Consider the following 17,131-nt stretch of genomic DNA (forward strand, 5'->3'; position numbering starts at 1 on the left):
ACATAAATATAGTATAACACAGAGTTTGTGAATTTTCTATGGTTTTTTTAACCAATTTTGACGTATCAAAAATAAGTTAATATAGCGGTCGCATCTAGTCTTTAGAACACGGCGGATACTAACAAAACAGTAAAAATATGCTATACTAGAGTAGAATTTAAGTGAGGGGATATTTAAATGACAAAACGTATTTTTTCTGGTGTACAACCAAGTGGAACACCAACAATCGGTAATTATGTTGGTGCTATGAAGCAATTTATCGAATTACAAAATGACTTTGAAGCCTATTACTGTGTCGTAAACCAACATGCCATTACAGTAGCACAAGATCCTGAGGAGTTACGTAAAAACACGCGTTCACTAGCTGCCTTATATATTGCTTTAGGGATTGACCCAGAAAAAGCAACGATCTTTATTCAGAGCCAAGTACCGGCCCATGCACAAGCTGCTTGGATTGTTCAATGTAATACGGCCTTAGGTGAATTAGAGCGTATGACACAATTCAAAGATAAATCAGCTAAACAAGCATCTGTTTCAGCAGGTCTGTTAACTTATCCACCATTAATGGTAGCAGACATCATTTTATACCAAACTGATTTAGTACCTGTTGGGGATGATCAAAAACAACATCTTGAGTTAACAAGAAACTTTGTTGAACGCTTCAACAACCGTTATACAGGCAAGAAAGAAAACCCAATTCTAACCATGCCAGAATTCTACGCACCAAAAGAGGGTGGTCGTATTATGAGCTTGCAAGAACCGACGAAGAAAATGAGTAAATCAGACGAAAACAAAAAATCATTCGTTTCATTATTGGATGATCCAAAAACAATTACGAAGAAAATTAAATCTGCAATGACAGATTCTTCTGGTGAAATATCTTACGATAAAGAAAATAAAGCCGGTGTATCTAACTTGCTAACGATTTATTCTTCATTCGCCAATCGTCCAGTTGATGACATCGTCGCTGAGTACCAAGGTGCTGGTTACGGTAAATTCAAACAAGATTTATCGGATGTCGTGATTTCTGTCCTTGAACCAATGCAAGAACGTCACGCAAAATTGATGGCTTCCTCTGAATTAGATGACATCTTAGCAGATGGTGCCAAGAAAGCCAATGAAGTGGCAAGTGAAACACTGGCTGCCATGGAAAAAGCAATCGGATTTAGATAAGCCGACGAAGCTAATCAAATTTACCGATTCAAACAAACAAGNNTTCATAGTGTGGTGTTAGCAAACTAAGTTGGCTAGCACCACGCTTTTTCGTGAAAATTGCCCGGATCAATTTATTTTGACAAAAAGCTTAAAAAGTATATAACCACTTACAAAACTTGCTAATATATCATGATAGCGCACTAATTTTTGACGTGGGGATTGGCATTGGTGAATAAAGCGAAGATACATTGAATTAGATTAGTGGTGACACCCACGATGTTTGCTGATGCTAGTGGGATTGTTAATAATTTGGTTGGCGTCCCATTATCATTATCGGTAGTCTGCTGACCTTTATATTTAGGGTATCTTTCTTTAGGGGCAGTCGACATGCCATTATTAACCAATGAAATGTTTGGTCGTCAACATTTTGCCAAAGTCTTTCCAATGATCGGTTTTATTTCAAATAATGGAATTGCCTTGGTTAATACACTAGTAGGCTATGTTTACGACCTCACCGGGTCAGATACGTCAGCTTTTATCATAGGTATTATCTTCCAAATATTTGACTAAGCGCGCTTAGTCATTGCCATGAAGAGTGGACTAAATCGCAAACTAGCCTATCAACAAGCAAGGTAAATAACCGCTCATTTTTGCCAAGTAAGGACCACACCTTGCTTGGTTTTTTAATTGATTTAATTATATTTGAAAATAGTCTGACGCTTTTGAATATTTACGGCGTATATAATTAAGTGATAGGGGGGATAAGGGATGAGATTTGCACAGAAAGAAGACGAATCATTTGTCTTTGCGGTAGATCTGATTGACGAAAAAGGTAGAAAAATACCGACAACAGAAAGCTATTATTGCAGTCAATGTAAGGGGGCTGTTTACTTAAAGAAGGGGAAAGATACGAGACCTCATTTTGCCCACTATGCTAAAGCAATCAAAGACCACAATAAGGTGAATGAATCTGATATCCATTTTGACCAAAAGACAATTATTCACGGCCATTTAAAGGCGGTTGATTTAGAAGGTTATATAGAGCATGCAATTAAAAATCAAGTGAGGCGGGCCGATATTTTTGTGCCCAAGCAAGTCAAGGTTAGTAATAACATAGCTATCGAATTACAGTATGCCCCCATTTCTGCTGAAGATGTCTTCAAACGACAAGCGGATTATCAGGCTGTAGATTGCCGTGTTCTATGGTTGTTAGGTTACCAATCTATTTATCAAAGCATTTTTGATCAGAACCACAAAGGACCCACTTCTAAGACTTTGCATGCCGTCCGTCCCTTTTTACGGTATGCTTACGAGTTCGGTTTTTATCTGCCTTTTTGGCATGAGGCCTCAGGTAAAGTAGTTTTATTGACACTCAACTTATATGGACAAGGGCAAAAGCAAATTCGAATGTCTATTGAACGCTATATTCACTACTTCAATGAGCATTTCACCTATGAAAAGGGCGACTTTTTGACCAGTTTATTATTTGGCAAAGACCAGCCCATCATTAGTCCAACCCCAAAAGACTTAGACAAGTTTATTAAGAAAGTTCTTGTTAGTCCAACAGTTAATCAACAAAAAATTCTAGAAATCATTTACCAACAACAAGTTTACTTACAAGAAGCACCAACTGATTTATATACCTACCAGGCAACCGCAATGTTTTCAAAAGTGGCTGACTGGGCCATTATTCTAGCTTATGTAGGCATTTATCAAAAGAATGACCCAGAATTTGAGCGGACGCATTTTGCCCAATTCGCCAATGTATTATTCGATAATCAGCTTGTCATTGACCATCCATTGTTTACCAAAGAAATTATTATTTCATGGCTGATGTGGTTATTTGCTAACTACGAAAATAGCTAGCATATTAATATAGAAACTGACCTTCGTGTGTTAAAATGAAAATACTATTAAAAATCGGAGGTATATTATGGCAAAAATTTTTGAAGTAAAACCTAGAAATGAAGTAGACAGTGCGTTTCAATGGGACTTAACCAGTATCTTCCCAGATGATCAAGCTTTTGAGGATGCCTTAAGTGGATTCCCAGCAAAAGCGGATGCTTTTCAGGACTATAAAGGCACTTTAGACCAAGGTGCTGACCAAGTGGTAACCGTATTAGAGGCCTTATTAGCGTTGAGCCGTGAATTGGAATCCCTATATGTTTACGCACATTTAAAACATGACCAAGATACAGGAAATAACAAGTACCTAACTTACAACAGTCAAGCAGGTGCCTTACTTGCTCAAGTTAGTGAAAAAATCTCTTGGTTTGAGCCAGAAGTATTAACAGTATCTGAAGAGGTACAAAAAACATTGGAAAACCACTCTGAATATGGTCACTTCTTCCGTGAGTTATTTGCGAAGAAAGCGCATGTGTTATCACCAAATGAAGAGGCTTTACTTGCTGGTGCTAGCGAAATATTTGGTGGCTCTTCAACAACTTTCTCACTTTTAAACAATGCCGATTTAAAATTCGGTAAAGTCAAAGATGAAGAGGGCAATGATGTTACTCTTTCTCACGGTTCATACGGTGTCCTACTAGAAAGTGCAGACCGTTCTGTTAGAGAAAATGCCTTTAAACAACTTTATGCAACTTATGAAGGGGTTAAAAATACCAACGCTTCATTGATGTCTGGTAATATTAAAGGACATAATTATACGGCTAAAATTCGTCACTACGATTCAGCACGTCAAAAAGCTTTAGACAACAACAATATTCCAGAAAGTGTTTATGACACATTAGTAGATACAGTAAGAAAGAATACAAATCTATTACATGAATATGTTGCCTTAAGAAAAGACATGCTAGGTCTTGATGACTTACAAATGTGGGATATGTACACACCATTAACAGGTGATGCACCGGTGAAATTTACTTTCGAAGAAGCTAAAGAGATTACCTTTAAAGCTTTAGCGCCTTTAGGTGACCAATACTTGAAAGACTTGGCCAAAGCCTTTGACGAGAAATGGATCGATGTTTACGAAAATGAAGGTAAGCGTTCAGGCGCATACTCGTCAGGTGCTTATGATACCAACCCATATATCTTACTAAACTGGCAAGATTCGTTGAATGACTTGTACACACTAGTTCATGAGTTAGGTCACTCAATGCACTCTTATTACACTAGGAGTAACCAACCATACGTATATGGTGACTACTCAATTTTCGTAGCAGAAATTGCCTCCACGACAAACGAAAACTTATTAACTTCATATTTACTGGATACGATTGATGATAAGGATGCACAAATCTATATCTTGAACCATTATCTTGATGGCGTAAAGGGCACAATCTTCCGTCAAACTCAGTTTGCTGAATTTGAAAAATTCATGCATGAATCTGATGCAAACGGGCAACCTTTAACAGCAGACTTCCTTAGTGAAAACTACTTCGAATTAAACAAGGCCTATTATGGTCCGTCAATCGGAGAGGATAAAACAATCGCTTTAGAATGGTCTCGTATCCCTCACTTCTACATGAACTACTATGTTTACCAGTATGCAACAGGATTCTCTGCCGCCAACACATTGGCTAAACGTATAGTAGAGAGTGAAGATGGTGCCGTTGACAAGTACTTAACTTACTTGAAATCAGGTTCATCCGATTTTCCAATTAATGTTATGCAAAAAGCGGGTATTGATATGACCAATGCCACTTATATCGAAGAAACCTTTGCCCAATTCGAGCAAAGATTAGCTGAATTAAAAGGCTTATTAAACAAATAGAAATAGATTGAAGGGGCTGTAGCATTCACTACAGTCCTTTTTAAATCGCCATTTAAAGATTTCAATCCCTTGATGACGAGACGAAAAAAGGTCGGAATTTTCCGACCTCTTTTGGATATATTTTATTTTTTAATACAAGTTAAAATTGGTTTTTGATTCATTTCTTCATCCATAGCTTCCTCAGAAGGTACCATCATTTGATCAGTTAGGTATTCTAAGTTTTCAAGAGTGATATTTTCTTCAAGTTTAAAGCCATATTTGTAATTGATATTATCAAATACAACAACAGTAGAATTGGCTGAAATTTGCATTTGGCGAGCCAACTTAGCATCAGCCACAATGCCTTCTTGTGTAAGCTCTGAATCCAAATCCTGCAACCACATGTCCGTATCAAGACGCTTAGATTGCGCGATCTCTAGCATTTTTTCGTGTGAGTAAGGGTTACCTTGGCGACCGAAGTAATCTTGAATCTTCATCAAGTACTCACGGCCAACTTTCTTCCCCTGCAGTAGAGCAGCCTTGTAGCCCTTACAGACTTCTTGATGTGCAAGATACAAGCTGTTACGGTCAGCTAAAGATAAAGGTTTATCTAGTGCCTTGATGTAGTTGTTAAAGGTCTGCATATCTGATGTTGTGATAAAACGGAAGTAAACTTTTTTATCCGTTTGTTGTACAAACTTCAACACTTCTTCTTCGCAGCTTAGACAGGTGTCACCGAACGGGTTAACAAATAAAAAAACTTCAAACACGTGTTTATGCTTACAGGCGTCTGGCGTTATTTTTTTACTGCTATTCGTTTGAACAATCTTTTGTGCCATACTCCACTCCTTTACTCATATTTTTAAAACGATCATATTTACTTTAATTTATTTAATTTTTTATTGATTAGTTTTAACAAATAATCTAATCACATCGAGTTCTTAACTATTCACCAATTCTAACAGGCTAACTTTAAAACTGCAATCTATTTGTTTCGGCTAAGAGGATTTCTTTACCTTCTTATAGGTAAAAGATTGACAGCATAACTGAATTTAGCTTAAGGGACCATCGTTTGATTGGTTCATACGCACGATTTTTTGTTTAATTGGCCGTTGTGGAATTTGAAATTTTTGCAATAAATTTTGATAAAAAACGAGGCCAGTTTCTGGATTATTTGTTTCAACTTCAAGTTCAAAATCCTCGTAGTCTTGGAAGAAACAGTGGTCTAACACCATATCTTGACCTTCAACCACTTGTTGGTGTCTGACAGTTTTAAACTGCCCGATGATGACTAAGTCATCAAGTGCAATATCAATTGTTTCTAAGAAATCAGCAACCTCACCGCCATGGCTTATTCGTCCAGATTCTTTAATAGATTCGCCATCGATAAGGGTCAATTTTTCAGTTGTTTCCAATTTCTGATGGTCTTTAACAGGTTGTTTCATTGTTAAATGGACATAAGTATCTGTTATACGCACACGTAAACCAATATGCCGTTTGCGCAATTCATGATCTTTAGTATCAAAATAGATATTTTCTTGGGTTAGGGGGGCAGTTTCTGCGAAATTATAGTAGTTAAACAACTCCTGGTACTCTGCTTGATTTAAAATATTTTTGTATTCTATTTCTAAATGTTCTGCCATTGGACCGCCTCTTTTCTATATTCGCTTCAAGTATATCAAGATTAACATAACTTTTACAATAAAAGGGGTTGGCGGTACCATGCATTTTATACGAATAAAAAGACAAAGATAACTTGCTATCTTTGCGTTTATTATTATAAATCAATGGTTTTTGTGATAGAATATACAGGATGTGTATGCAAGTAGATTAAATAAAGTGGGTGACCAGATGGTGGAAGATTGGCATAGTTTTCTTGCGCCGTATCGACAGGCTGTCGAGGAGTTAAAAGTTAAATTTAAGGGTATTCGTACGGAATTTGAAGAAGCAAATATTCATTCGCCAATCGAATTTGTTACTGGCCGGGTAAAGAGACCTGACAGTATTTTAAGAAAAGCTGAGTTTAGAGAAGTATTAGATCTAAACGCACATAATATTGAAACCGTGATTGAAGATATCGGTGGTATTCGCATCATGTGTCAGTTTGTGGAAGATATCTATCAAGTCGTTGAAATTCTTCATCAGCGTGAAGATTTTGACATTATTGTTGAACGTGATTATATTAGCCATAAGAAGGCAAGTGGGTATCGTTCATATCATATTGTCATTGCTTATCCGATTGAAAGAATTACGGGGACCGATTCGATTCTTGTTGAAATACAAGTGCGGACGTTAGCGATGAACTTTTGGGCGACGATTGAGCACTCATTGAATTACAAGTATGCGGGCGATTATCCTTTAGAATTGCACCAACGACTTGAAAGAGCAGCTGAAGCAGCCTTTCGTTTAGACGAGGAAATGTCTGAAATCCGTGAAGAAATTAAAGAAGCCCAGAAGTATTTTCAAACGACTGGTTCAAATAGTAGGCAGAAAACACAATTCCCTACTCCAGTAGAAAATCAAATAGAAGACAAACATAAACGCCCATTGCAGTTTGATGATTGATTAAAATATTCTGATCAAGTTGCAATGGGAATGAAGATATAAATATAACGGTGACTAAATCAATTGTGGAGGGCATATAGATGAGAGTGGCAGTACGATACAGTGACACTGAAAGTTCTAAGAAAATTCGCGATATGATTTATGCATCTTGTGCAAGCTCAGGCTTTGAATTGGATGATGTAAATCCTGAATTAGCAATTTCCGTTGGTGGAGATGGCACCTTACTAAAAACCTTCCATACTTATGCGGACCAATTAGACTCTGTTCGTTTTGTTGGTTTACATACGGGACACTTAGGTTTTTATACAGATTGGCTAGAGAGTGAATTGCCTGAATTCCTTGCAGCCTTAAGTAATGATTCGGGTGAAACTGTGTCTTATCCCCTACTAGAAGTCGAAATTGAATACAGTGATGGCCAAGTGATTCGCCACATTGCTTTGAATGAGTCTGCTATTAGACGGTATGAGGGGACAATGACTTGCGAGATTTTTATTAAAGAAGAAAAATTTGAATTCTTTAAAGGAGACGGCTTGTGTATTTCAACCCCAACTGGTTCAACAGGGTTAAATAAATCCTTAGGGGGGGCCGTTGTCCACCCTCGTTTAGATACCATTCAAATGACGGAGATTGCCTCAATTAATAACCGAGTATACCGGTCTTTGGCCAGTCCCTTATTAATCGCTAAGGATGAGTGGATTGTCTTAAAACCGGCCAAAGAACATGCCATGACTGGCGTATTCTTGTCTTTAGACCATTTGAATATGCCTTTGAATGATGTTGAGAAAATCACTTACCGTGTAGCCAAAGAGCGGGTACATTTTGCCCGTTATCGTCACATGCACTTTTGGGACAGAGTAGAAAACTCATTTATCGGAATCAACGACTATCCAAAGCGCAAGCTAACAAAGGAAGAAAATTAGTTTTTCATCACTTAGTATTTAAAAAGGCAGTAGATTAAATTAACAAGTAAAGTAGCATAAATGAAAGGTCGACAATTTTTATGATGGTATTCGAATGGCAAGCAGATGAAGCTTTGTTAACGCGTACCTTTTTGAAACACAGGGGAATTTCTAGGCGACTATTGTCCCGAATCAAGTTTCATGGAGGGCAAATTTTAGTAAACGGACAAGAAGAGAATGTCCGTCACCAATTGACCGTCGGCGATAAAGTGACGGTCATTTTGCCGAATGAGGGGAAGCAAGAAATCATCGAGGCCATTCACCTGCCGATTGATATTTTGTTTGAAGATGACCATTACATCGCCGTCAACAAACCGGCTGGCTACACCTCTATTCCGTCCCAATACAATCCGCAAGGGTCCATGGCTAACATTTTAAAAGCCTATTACCAACGTCAGAATTATGACAACCAGGTCATCCATGTGGTGACGCGGTTGGACCGGGATACGAGTGGGGTCATGTTATTTGCGAAACACGCTTTTGCCCATGGCTTAATTGACCAGCAAATGCAGCAAAAAGGCATTGAAAAGACCTATCTAGCTGTTTCGGATAAAAAAGTATCTGACCGTGACCATGGTTTTATTGATGATCCGATTGCTAGAAGTCCGCGGTCAATCATTGAACGACGGGTTCACGAATCAGGCCAATCGGCTTTAACAGAGTATTGGCTGTCTGAACAAGTGGATGCCTTAAAAGTCTATAAAGTACAGTTACATACTGGACGTACTCATCAAATCCGGGTGCATTTTGCTTTTAATGGTGCACCACTTATTGGAGACGACTTGTATGGTGGTCAAATGGACCATGGTATTCAAAGACAAGCTTTGCATTGTCGGTCTCTCAAGTTCAAGCATCAATTTACCGGTGAAATGGTTGAAATACAGGCTCCCTTGCCGGAGGACATTTCTGCTTGCTTTGACCTATAGGTTATATTACAATGGTTGGCATCTGTTAAAATAAAAGCTGTGACAGCTTTGTTACAACATCAATCAACATTACAACATATCAAAAATGACATAGGGGTGAGAATATGAGTCGCGATGAAAATAAAGAAGTCTTAGATAATCGAGAAACAGAAAACGAAGAAGTGGAAATCTTTGAAATGAGTCAGCCTACTGATGAGGAAATCTATGAAAGTATTATAGAGGCATTGCAGCATAATGACCGAGACCGGTTTAGAGAAGAATTCTTCAAAAACCATACATATGATCAAGCACAGATTTACCTGACTTTGGATCCAGCTGAACGGGTGAAATTGCACGATTATTTAGCGCCGCAAGAACTAGCTGAAGTTTACGATATTATTGATGAAGACGATCACGACCGTATTTTGAACTTCCTATATGATATGGATGATAAATACGCTGCGGACGTACTTTCATACATGTATACCGATAATGCCGTGGATATTCTAAACGAGTTAGACGTTGAAAAAGTGCGGACATACATGCGTCTGATGCCAAAAGCGGCAGCAGATGATATTAAAGTCTTGATGCATTATGCGGACGAGACAGTAGGGTCGATTATGACCACTGAATTTGTATCGATTACTACCAATCAAACTGTTAAGTCAGCCATGACCATGTTACGTGCCAAAGCCTCAAACGCTGAAACCATTTACTACTTATACGTGGTAGATGATGACAACCGTTTGGTCGGGGTACTATCCTTGCGTGATTTGATTGTTAATGACGGGAATGTCATGATCAATGAATTGATGTCTGACCGTGTCGTTTCAGTAGATGTTAACGAAGACCAAATCAATGTTGCTCGTACCATTCAAGACTACGATTTCCTAGCGGTACCCGTTGTTGAAGAAACAGGGGAACTGATTGGTATCGTAACCGTCGATGACGTTATCGATGTCTTGAATGATGAAGCCATGCAAGACTACTCTGGTTTGGCCGGGGTAGACGTGGATGAGCAATATTCATCACCTTGGAATTCAGCGAAATCACGTTTGCCATGGTTGATTACCTTGCTATTTCTAGGAATGGGCACTTCTACTTTGATTAGCCAATATGAAGATATGATTGCTGAAGTAGCGACTTTGTCCTTATTTATTACATTAATTACCGGTACCTCAGGGAATGCAGGGACACAGTCTTTAGCGGTTGCGGTTCGTAAATTGGCGACACCAGAAGATGAAGCCTCTACTATGGGGTCAATGATTTTACGTGAGATTATGACTGGATTAATTGCGGGTGCCGTGACAGGATTAGTCATCATGACGGTTGTCGGTATCTGGCAAAGCAATTTTGTATTAGGTGGGGTAATTGGTGTCTCTATGTTAGCGGCGATTACAGTGGCTAATTTAGCTGGATCATTGATTCCTATTTTGATGGACAAGCTGGGCTTTGACCCTGCGGTTGCATCAGGACCCTTTATTACAACGCTATCCGATTTAACGTCAGTATTAATTTATTTTTCAATCGCCTCACAATTCCTACAATTTTTAGCGTAAATGCAATTGAATATCACAAATAAGTAATAGGGATAACCGGTAACGGTTGACAGTTTAAGTAGATTGTTTTAATATTTGCTTATAGAAATATAAGAACTTGATGATAAACATAAAAAATGAATCACATTGAAAAGATAAGTAAATGGAAATCTTTGCTCAGAGAATCTACGGTTGGTGGGAGTAGGTGTAAGTATTTCCTTTGAAAATGGTCTGGGAGTGACGAGTGTAGAATGTACTTACCTTTAGCACTTGCGATTGATAGTCGATAACCTATCTTCGTATGATTGTACGAATGAGGCGAGCTGATAGTTCGCAAAGTAAGGTGGTACCACGTTCCAGACGTCCTTATAATACTGTGTTGTATTATAAGGACTTTTTTTTATGTAAAATGAAGATGATAAGGGAAGAATCGCTTAGCTAGCTTGATGAAGCTAGAGTGATAAAATGGAGGGAATATCAATGCCAATTAAAGTTGTTCAAGATTTACCAGCATTACAAAAATTAACCCAAGAGAATATTTTTGTTATGGATGAACGTCGTGCAACCATGCAGGACTTTCGTACTTTAGAAGTGGTTATTGTGAACTTAATGCCGACTAAAGAAGCGACGGAGGAGCAGTTGCTGCGGTTATTAAGTAACTCACCACTGCAAGTGAACGTGACCTTTATCCATATGCAGTCACACCAAGCGGCGCATATTTCAGAAAACCATCTAAAAGAATTCTATCGAACCTTCGACCAAATTAAAGACCGCTACTTTGACGGGATGATCATTACTGGTGCACCGGTTGAACACCTAGATTTCGAAAAGGTGAATTACTGGGACGAATTGGTATCTATCATGGAATGGTCAAATAACCATGTTTTTTCAACCTTGCATATTTGTTGGGGCGCTCAAGCGGCCCTTTACCACCATTACGGGATTGGCAAACAACCTTTAGACAAAAAACTATTTGGTATTTACGAGCAAGAATTGAGAGATAAAAAAGTTTCTTTAGTACGTGGAATGGATGAACTATTCTATATGCCACACTCTCGCCACACGACTGTGCCAACTGAATCTTTTGAACAGGCACCTGACCTAGAAATTCTAGCTGGTTCAGAAGAAACTGGGGTTTCAATCGCTCAGTCAACTGATTCACGTTTTGTATTTATCTTCGGCCATGCGGAATATGATGCTGAAACCTTAGATAAGGAATACAAGCGTGACGTTGAAGCTGGAAAGCCAATTGAACTGCCAGTCAATTACTATCCTGGCAACAACCCAGAGAAGACGCCGAAATTGAAATGGCGGACAGCAGCTAACACCATCTATGCCAACTGGTTAAACTACTATGTTTATCAAGTAACGCCATTTGTTATTGAACAAATTAGTGACTCTTGGCAAGGCAAAAAGAATGCTTAATCGCTTTTCTAATTAAAATAAAGGAGAAAAATGATGCAAATAACAAGAGGCGACCAAATCATCCATTTAGCGGGGCAACCCTTGCAAAGAGGCGACCAGTTACCTTTAGTGGACCTATACAACTGCGATAAAGAAGTCGTGCGATTAGCCGACTATATCAAAGGATTAACCGTTATTTCTATAGTGCCAGATATCAATACCAAGACTTGTGACATCCAAACCAACCGTTTCGCAGCGATAGCTAAAGAAAAGAATTATCCGATTTTAACTATTTCTTTCAACGATCCTACTGATATTACTAACTGGTGCCATGCCAACAATGTCGACATGACCTATCTATCTGACCAGGCGGGCCATTTTGCTAAAGCCTCAGGCCTTGAAATGGTGGAGAATGGTAAACTGGCACGGACTGTCCTATTGGTAGATGACGCCAATCAAATCCAATACATCGAAATCGTTGCGGACATGCGGGACGAACCCAATTATGATGCCGTTCTAGCTGCCGCTGATCAATTGATTTAGATTAGTTAAATATTTTTAATGAAAAAAGAGCTTTCACTAGCTTGCTAACCCTCAGTTTGGAGATGAGGGTGCAGGTGAGTGAAGGCTCTTTCGGTCTAATAAATATTCAATATTATTCGTAAGTGCTGAAGAAACGAGTGATTTCAATAGCCGCATTCTCTTCTGTGTCTGAACCGTGGATGGCATTTTCAGTCACATTTCTAGCGAAATCAGCGCGAATGGTATCAGGCGCTGCTTCGCGTGGATCAGTTGCCCCTATGATTTTCCGCATCCCCTCAATGACATTATCACCTGTAACCACCATGGCAAAAACTGGGCCTGAAAGCATATAAGTTTCAAGCTTAGGATAAAAATCTTCATTCAATAAGTGAGCGTAATGGTGGGCCACCATTTGTTTGTCTAATTCCATGATCTGGGCGCGTTCGATAAAATAATTCTGATCTTCGATACGCGAGATAATGGCACCCATCAAGCCTCGTTTTAATACATCTGGTTTCAACATAATAAAAGTTTTTTGTTCAGGCATAATGAAAAGCCTCCTTTAATTTACTATTATAAGTAACTCCTTGGAATTTACCAGTTATTTACCCATTTTTTAAATGTTCCAATGAGCGAATGATTTAACTTTTCTAGGAGGGGAGTGGTATATTTAGGTAAGCAAGTGAGGATTAAAAAAAGGAGCGATTAAATGAGCGAGTATATTGTACCAAGTGTATGGACATGGGAAAATGAAGCTGAAGAAATCAAGAATCTAGGGGGTAACCGTCCAACTGCTGGTAGCCGTTTTGAACAAACGCTACCTGTTGGAGAAGCTGATTTACAATTGTATTCTTTGGGAACACCAAACGGGATTAAAATTACTATTTTACTAGAAGAATTGAAAGACCTAGGTGTATCTGAAACTGAATATGACTTATTTTTAATTCATATTGGAAACGGGGACCAATTTGGTTCTGATTTTGTTAAAATCAATCCAAACTCTAAAATTCCGGCTTTAGTAGACCAAAGTCAAGAACCCGCTTTAAACGTTTTTGAATCAGGCTCAATCCTACTGTATTTAGCTGAAAAATTTGGTCACTTAATCCCTACAGATATCCATGGTCGTACTGAAACCTTGAACTGGTTATTCTGGCAAATTGGTGCCGGTCCTTATGTAGGTGGTGGTTTCGGTCACTTCTTTAATTATGCACCTGAAAAATTAAAATACCCAATTGACCGTTTTACAATGGAAACCAAACGTCAATTAGACTTACTAGATCAAACATTGGCTAACCGTGACTTTATCGCGGGTGATGAATATACTATTGCGGATATCGCGATCTGGTCATGGTATGGCCGTTTAGTCCTTGGTGAATTATATGAAGGATCTAAAGAATTCTTGGATGCTGAATCATACAAAAATGTAGTTGAATGGGCCAACAAAATCAACGAACGCCCTGCAGTTCAACGTGGTTTAGCAGCAGAATACAAACCATTAGACCAAGCGTAAAATATACACGAAAAAACCCTGTATCGTTAGACCGAAATCTAACTTTACAGGGTTTTGTTATTATACAGATTTTACTTGAGTGTCCAGAATCAAGACCCTAATGTGGCGGTGGTTTGGATGGAAGATTCGCTAGCCCTAATTAGTAAAAGCAGAGCAAGAGATAGGGGCGTTAGTATTTGTTGGATAAGGCTTCGTCATTAGAAAATATCCTTGAAGTAGTCGCTATATGGCTTACTTGCAAATGAATGAACTTCACGATCATCAAAAGTAGGATGATGATCAGGCAGTAAATCAACCATTCGTTAAGACTTTTCTGAATGCTAACTGATAAGGAGACCATTTCGTTGGTTTGCAAAAACCGTCATTTCGATGGAGCGACTGAGGGAAAGTTCCTATTTTATTGAAAAAGGCTCGACTACTTTAACTAGAGTCTACTGGGTGCTAATAGAGAAAACAAATGATATCAGGTAAAGATGTAGGATGTGCAAAACCAATAAACTTTAAAGTTGATCCACAGAAAAAGCTGTACCTGTTCATTGACAGATACAGCTTTTAGATGGGTTGTTTTAGTCAAGCAGTCAATCGTTGACGTGACTGATATTTTTTTCCATATCGACATGCATGATGCCTGCGTCCATATATTTTGGTGTGTCCATGTTTTCATAGCCAAGCGCTTCATAGAAACCGGTCACGTGCTCTTGGGCACCCAAAATGATTTGTGAGAAATGCTCCTCTAATGCCTTCTCTTCAACAACGGCCATCAATTCACGGCCTAGTCCTTGGCCACGATATTTTTGAGCAATTGCTACACGTTGTAATTTGGCTGCATTCGGTGTTAAGGCGAGTAAACGCGCTGTATAAACGGGTTCATTATCGCTGTTGTAGCCAACCATATGTAAGCAATCTGCTTCGTATTTATCGATTTCTTCGTCAATATCGATGCCTTGTTCATCTACGAAGACTTCTTTTCTAACTTTTAAAGCGTCCCTATAGGGCTCTGAATTGATATCATTGGTCCAAACGGTCTTCATGCCATTTCTCCTTCAATAAAAAATGAATTTAGTGCTAAAAATGATAGATTCATTATAACATAAGCGGGGATAATTATTATGTGATTTGCAATTTTAAATTACTTGACGCATATGGTATTATAGAAAGGCATATTTTAGGGAGTGTGATTATCTTAGCACGCTATAGAAATTGCACGCCCGACAAATTAGAACGATATTTTTAATAAAAAATCAAAAATTGAAAAAGGATGAAGAGGATGAACTTAACGCAAGAAGTAGCAAGACGCCGTACCTTTGCCATCATTTCCCACCCGGATGCTGGTAAGACGACGATTACAGAACAATTATTATTATACTCAGGTGCTATCCGTCAAGCAGGTACTGTTAAAGGGAAAAAATCAGGTAAATTCGCCAAGTCTGACTGGATGAAAATCGAGCAACAACGTGGGATTTCCGTGACCTCATCAGTGATGCAGGTAGACTACGACGGTTACCAAATTAACCTAGTTGATACCCCAGGACATGAGGATTTTTCTGAGGATACTTACCGTACTTTGATGGCCGTAGATGCGGCCGTGATGGTAATCGACTCAGGTAAAGGGATTGAGCCCCAAACTAAGAAATTATTCCAAGTTTGTCGTATGCGTGGCATTCCAATTTTCACCTTCATGAATAAATTAGACCGTGATGGTCGCGAGCCAATGGACTTAGTTGCTGAACTTGAAGAAGTTTTAGACATCGATGCCTACGCGATGAACTGGCCAATGGGTATGGGGAAACAATTCCTTGGTTTATATGATTTCTACAACAACCGTGTGGAATTAACCCATCCAGAAGAAAATGGTGATAATGACTTTCTGCCATTGAACGAAGACGGTGAAGTTGAAGGTGACTTTAAATTCAAAGAATCTTCTATTTATACGGAAGCCTTGGAAAACGCAGAATTAATGCGTGAAGCTGGTAACGGTTTTGATGCAGACGCCATTGCTGCCGGTGAATTAACGCCAGTATTCTTTGGCTCTGCCTTAACAGGATTCGGTGTTCAAACCTTCCTAGATGCTTTTGTTGATTTCGCGCCAGCACCTTCTGCAGTGGAGACTGTTGAAGAAGGGGAAAAAATTGAGCCAACAAATCCTGAGTTAACTGGTTTTATCTTTAAAATCCAAGCCAACATGGACCCACGTCACCGTGACCGGATCGCTTTTGTCCGTATCGTGTCAGGTGCCTTTGAAGAGGGAATGGATGTAAAAGTAACCCGTACTGACAAGAAAATCAAATTGAACAATACTACCCGCTTTATGGCCGATTCAAGAGAGAACGTTGAAAAAGCTGTAGCTGGCGATATCATTGGTTTGTATGATACAGGGAACTTCCAAATTGGGGATACCATTTATACAGGCAAAAAGGCCGTAGCCTTCCCACCACTACCACAATTTACCCCAGAATTGTTCATGAAAGTTTCACCTAAAAACGTCATGAAACAAAAATCATTCCATAAAGGGATGCAACAATTAGTCCAAGAGGGTGCCATCCAACTGTATAGAACGTGGCATTCTGAAGAATATATTATCGGTGCCGTTGGGCAACTGCAATTCGAAGTTTTCCAATACCGCTTATTAAATGAATATAACTCAGAAGTAGACATGTCACCAATGGGGAATAAAATCGCCCGTTGGATTTCTGAGGAAGAGTTGGATCCGAAGATGTCTTCAAGTCGTAACTTACTATGTAAGGATATCCATGGTAATCCTGTTTTCCTATTTGAAAACAACTTTGCTGTAAACTGGTTCCAAGGTAAGTACCCGGATGTACACTTAGAAACTTTATTATAGGTAGGTGTGAGAAAAGGCGGTT

The 17,131-nt window shown here is 38.9% G+C and carries 16 protein-coding genes and 1 other annotated feature; of the genes, 12 read left to right on the plus strand and 4 right to left on the minus strand.

Annotated elements, in window-relative coordinates:
* Positions 1-177 precede the first annotated feature (177 nt).
* The 4 genes from trpS (at position 178) to pepF (ending at position 4,885) form a co-directional block, all read left to right on the plus strand.
* Positions 178-1,173 carry a tryptophan--tRNA ligase gene (gene trpS / locus B2V22_RS04320; RefSeq protein WP_290490747.1) on the plus strand — a complete coding sequence of 332 codons (996 nt, stop codon included), beginning with the start codon at positions 178-180 and terminating at the stop codon, positions 1,171-1,173.
* A gap of 369 nt (positions 1,174-1,542) precedes the next feature.
* Complete coding sequence (locus B2V22_RS04325) at positions 1,543-1,725, plus strand: hypothetical protein (protein WP_290490748.1); 183 nt, start codon at positions 1,543-1,545, stop codon at positions 1,723-1,725.
* Between the two features lie 198 nt (positions 1,726-1,923).
* Positions 1,924-3,021 (plus strand): competence protein CoiA, encoded by a 1,098-nt coding sequence (locus tag B2V22_RS04330; protein WP_290490749.1) that lies wholly within the window; start codon positions 1,924-1,926, stop codon positions 3,019-3,021.
* A gap of 67 nt (positions 3,022-3,088) precedes the next feature.
* Complete coding sequence (gene pepF, locus B2V22_RS04335) at positions 3,089-4,885, plus strand: oligoendopeptidase F (RefSeq protein WP_290490750.1); 1,797 nt, start codon at positions 3,089-3,091, stop codon at positions 4,883-4,885.
* Positions 4,886-5,007: 122 nt separating this feature from the next.
* Here pepF and B2V22_RS04340 read toward each other — a convergent pair whose 3' ends face one another.
* Both B2V22_RS04340 and B2V22_RS04345 read right to left on the minus strand, forming a co-directional pair.
* Positions 5,008-5,703 carry a DsbA family protein gene (locus B2V22_RS04340; protein ID WP_290490751.1) on the minus strand — a complete coding sequence of 232 codons (696 nt, stop codon included), beginning with the start codon at positions 5,701-5,703 and terminating at the stop codon, positions 5,008-5,010.
* A 213-nt stretch (positions 5,704-5,916) separates the two neighbouring features.
* Positions 5,917-6,507, minus strand: a complete 591-nt coding sequence (locus tag B2V22_RS04345) for a CYTH domain-containing protein (RefSeq protein ID WP_290490752.1) — start codon at positions 6,505-6,507, stop codon at positions 5,917-5,919.
* A gap of 208 nt (positions 6,508-6,715) precedes the next feature.
* On the opposite strand from B2V22_RS04345, the gene B2V22_RS04350 reads away from it, so the two are divergent.
* The 6 genes from B2V22_RS04350 (at position 6,716) to B2V22_RS04375 (ending at position 12,778) form a co-directional block, all read left to right on the plus strand.
* Positions 6,716-7,429, plus strand: a complete 714-nt coding sequence (locus tag B2V22_RS04350; RefSeq protein ID WP_290490753.1) for a GTP pyrophosphokinase — start codon at positions 6,716-6,718, stop codon at positions 7,427-7,429.
* A gap of 80 nt (positions 7,430-7,509) precedes the next feature.
* On the plus strand, positions 7,510-8,349 hold the full coding sequence (locus B2V22_RS04355; RefSeq protein WP_290490754.1) for an NAD kinase: 840 nt from the start codon (positions 7,510-7,512) through the stop codon (positions 8,347-8,349).
* Positions 8,350-8,432: 83 nt separating this feature from the next.
* Positions 8,433-9,314, plus strand: coding sequence for an RluA family pseudouridine synthase (locus tag B2V22_RS04360; RefSeq protein WP_290490795.1), 882 nt, complete (start codon positions 8,433-8,435; stop codon positions 9,312-9,314).
* A gap of 176 nt (positions 9,315-9,490) precedes the next feature.
* A complete protein-coding gene (mgtE, locus tag B2V22_RS04365) occupies positions 9,491-10,852 on the plus strand; it encodes a magnesium transporter (protein WP_290490796.1) in 1,362 nt (453 codons plus the stop codon).
* Positions 10,853-10,969: 117 nt separating this feature from the next.
* Positions 10,970-11,202: a binding site (T-box leader), on the plus strand.
* A 109-nt stretch (positions 11,203-11,311) separates the two neighbouring features.
* Positions 11,312-12,256, plus strand: a complete 945-nt coding sequence (metA, locus tag B2V22_RS04370) for a homoserine O-acetyltransferase MetA (RefSeq protein ID WP_290490755.1) — start codon at positions 11,312-11,314, stop codon at positions 12,254-12,256.
* A 33-nt stretch (positions 12,257-12,289) separates the two neighbouring features.
* Complete coding sequence (locus B2V22_RS04375) at positions 12,290-12,778, plus strand: redoxin family protein (RefSeq protein ID WP_290490756.1); 489 nt, start codon at positions 12,290-12,292, stop codon at positions 12,776-12,778.
* A 112-nt stretch (positions 12,779-12,890) separates the two neighbouring features.
* Here the strand turns inward: B2V22_RS04375 and ndk are convergent, their stop codons facing one another.
* Positions 12,891-13,304 carry a nucleoside-diphosphate kinase gene (gene ndk, locus B2V22_RS04380; RefSeq protein WP_290490757.1) on the minus strand — a complete coding sequence of 138 codons (414 nt, stop codon included), beginning with the start codon at positions 13,302-13,304 and terminating at the stop codon, positions 12,891-12,893.
* A gap of 162 nt (positions 13,305-13,466) precedes the next feature.
* Between ndk and yghU the strand changes: the two genes are divergently transcribed.
* Positions 13,467-14,267, plus strand: coding sequence for a glutathione-dependent disulfide-bond oxidoreductase (gene yghU, locus B2V22_RS04385; RefSeq protein WP_290490758.1), 801 nt, complete (start codon positions 13,467-13,469; stop codon positions 14,265-14,267).
* Between the two features lie 578 nt (positions 14,268-14,845).
* Here the strand turns inward: yghU and B2V22_RS04390 are convergent.
* Entirely contained in the window at positions 14,846-15,298 is a 453-nt protein-coding gene (locus B2V22_RS04390; RefSeq protein WP_290490759.1) for a GNAT family N-acetyltransferase, read from the minus strand.
* A gap of 236 nt (positions 15,299-15,534) precedes the next feature.
* Here B2V22_RS04390 and B2V22_RS04395 point away from each other — a divergent pair, with 236 nt between their 5' ends.
* Positions 15,535-17,109, plus strand: a complete 1,575-nt coding sequence (locus tag B2V22_RS04395) for a peptide chain release factor 3 (RefSeq protein WP_290490760.1) — start codon at positions 15,535-15,537, stop codon at positions 17,107-17,109.
* The last annotated feature ends 22 nt before the right edge of the window (positions 17,110-17,131 follow it).

It is taken from the genome of Aerococcus sp. UBA6277 (genome assembly GCF_002440555.1).
In the GTDB taxonomy this organism is placed as follows: Bacteria; Bacillota; Bacilli; order Lactobacillales; family Aerococcaceae; genus Aerococcus.

Bases quoted from the DNA above. Each gene is read 5' to 3' on its own strand.
- B2V22_RS04340 (WP_290490751.1), bottom strand. From the start codon at position 5,703: ATGGCACAAAAGATTGTTCAAACGAATAGCAGTAAAAAAATAACGCCA.
- B2V22_RS04350 (WP_290490753.1), top strand. From the start codon at position 6,716: ATGGTGGAAGATTGGCATAGTTTTCTTGCGCCGTATCGACAGGCTGTC.
- B2V22_RS04355 (WP_290490754.1), top strand. From the start codon at position 7,510: ATGAGAGTGGCAGTACGATACAGTGACACTGAAAGTTCTAAGAAAATT.
- B2V22_RS04395 (WP_290490760.1), top strand. From the start codon at position 15,535: ATGAACTTAACGCAAGAAGTAGCAAGACGCCGTACCTTTGCCATCATT.
- B2V22_RS04330 (WP_290490749.1), top strand. From the start codon at position 1,924: ATGAGATTTGCACAGAAAGAAGACGAATCATTTGTCTTTGCGGTAGAT.
- B2V22_RS04360 (WP_290490795.1), top strand. From the start codon at position 8,433: ATGGTATTCGAATGGCAAGCAGATGAAGCTTTGTTAACGCGTACCTTT.
- B2V22_RS04325 (WP_290490748.1), top strand. From the start codon at position 1,543: ATGCCATTATTAACCAATGAAATGTTTGGTCGTCAACATTTTGCCAAA.
- mgtE (WP_290490796.1), top strand. From the start codon at position 9,491: ATGAGTCAGCCTACTGATGAGGAAATCTATGAAAGTATTATAGAGGCA.
- metA (WP_290490755.1), top strand. From the start codon at position 11,312: ATGCCAATTAAAGTTGTTCAAGATTTACCAGCATTACAAAAATTAACC.
- pepF (WP_290490750.1), top strand. From the start codon at position 3,089: ATGGCAAAAATTTTTGAAGTAAAACCTAGAAATGAAGTAGACAGTGCG.
- yghU (WP_290490758.1), top strand. From the start codon at position 13,467: ATGAGCGAGTATATTGTACCAAGTGTATGGACATGGGAAAATGAAGCT.
- B2V22_RS04390 (WP_290490759.1), bottom strand. From the start codon at position 15,298: ATGAAGACCGTTTGGACCAATGATATCAATTCAGAGCCCTATAGGGAC.
- ndk (WP_290490757.1), bottom strand. From the start codon at position 13,304: ATGCCTGAACAAAAAACTTTTATTATGTTGAAACCAGATGTATTAAAA.
- B2V22_RS04345 (WP_290490752.1), bottom strand. From the start codon at position 6,507: ATGGCAGAACATTTAGAAATAGAATACAAAAATATTTTAAATCAAGCA.
- B2V22_RS04375 (WP_290490756.1), top strand. From the start codon at position 12,290: ATGCAAATAACAAGAGGCGACCAAATCATCCATTTAGCGGGGCAACCC.
- trpS (WP_290490747.1), top strand. From the start codon at position 178: ATGACAAAACGTATTTTTTCTGGTGTACAACCAAGTGGAACACCAACA.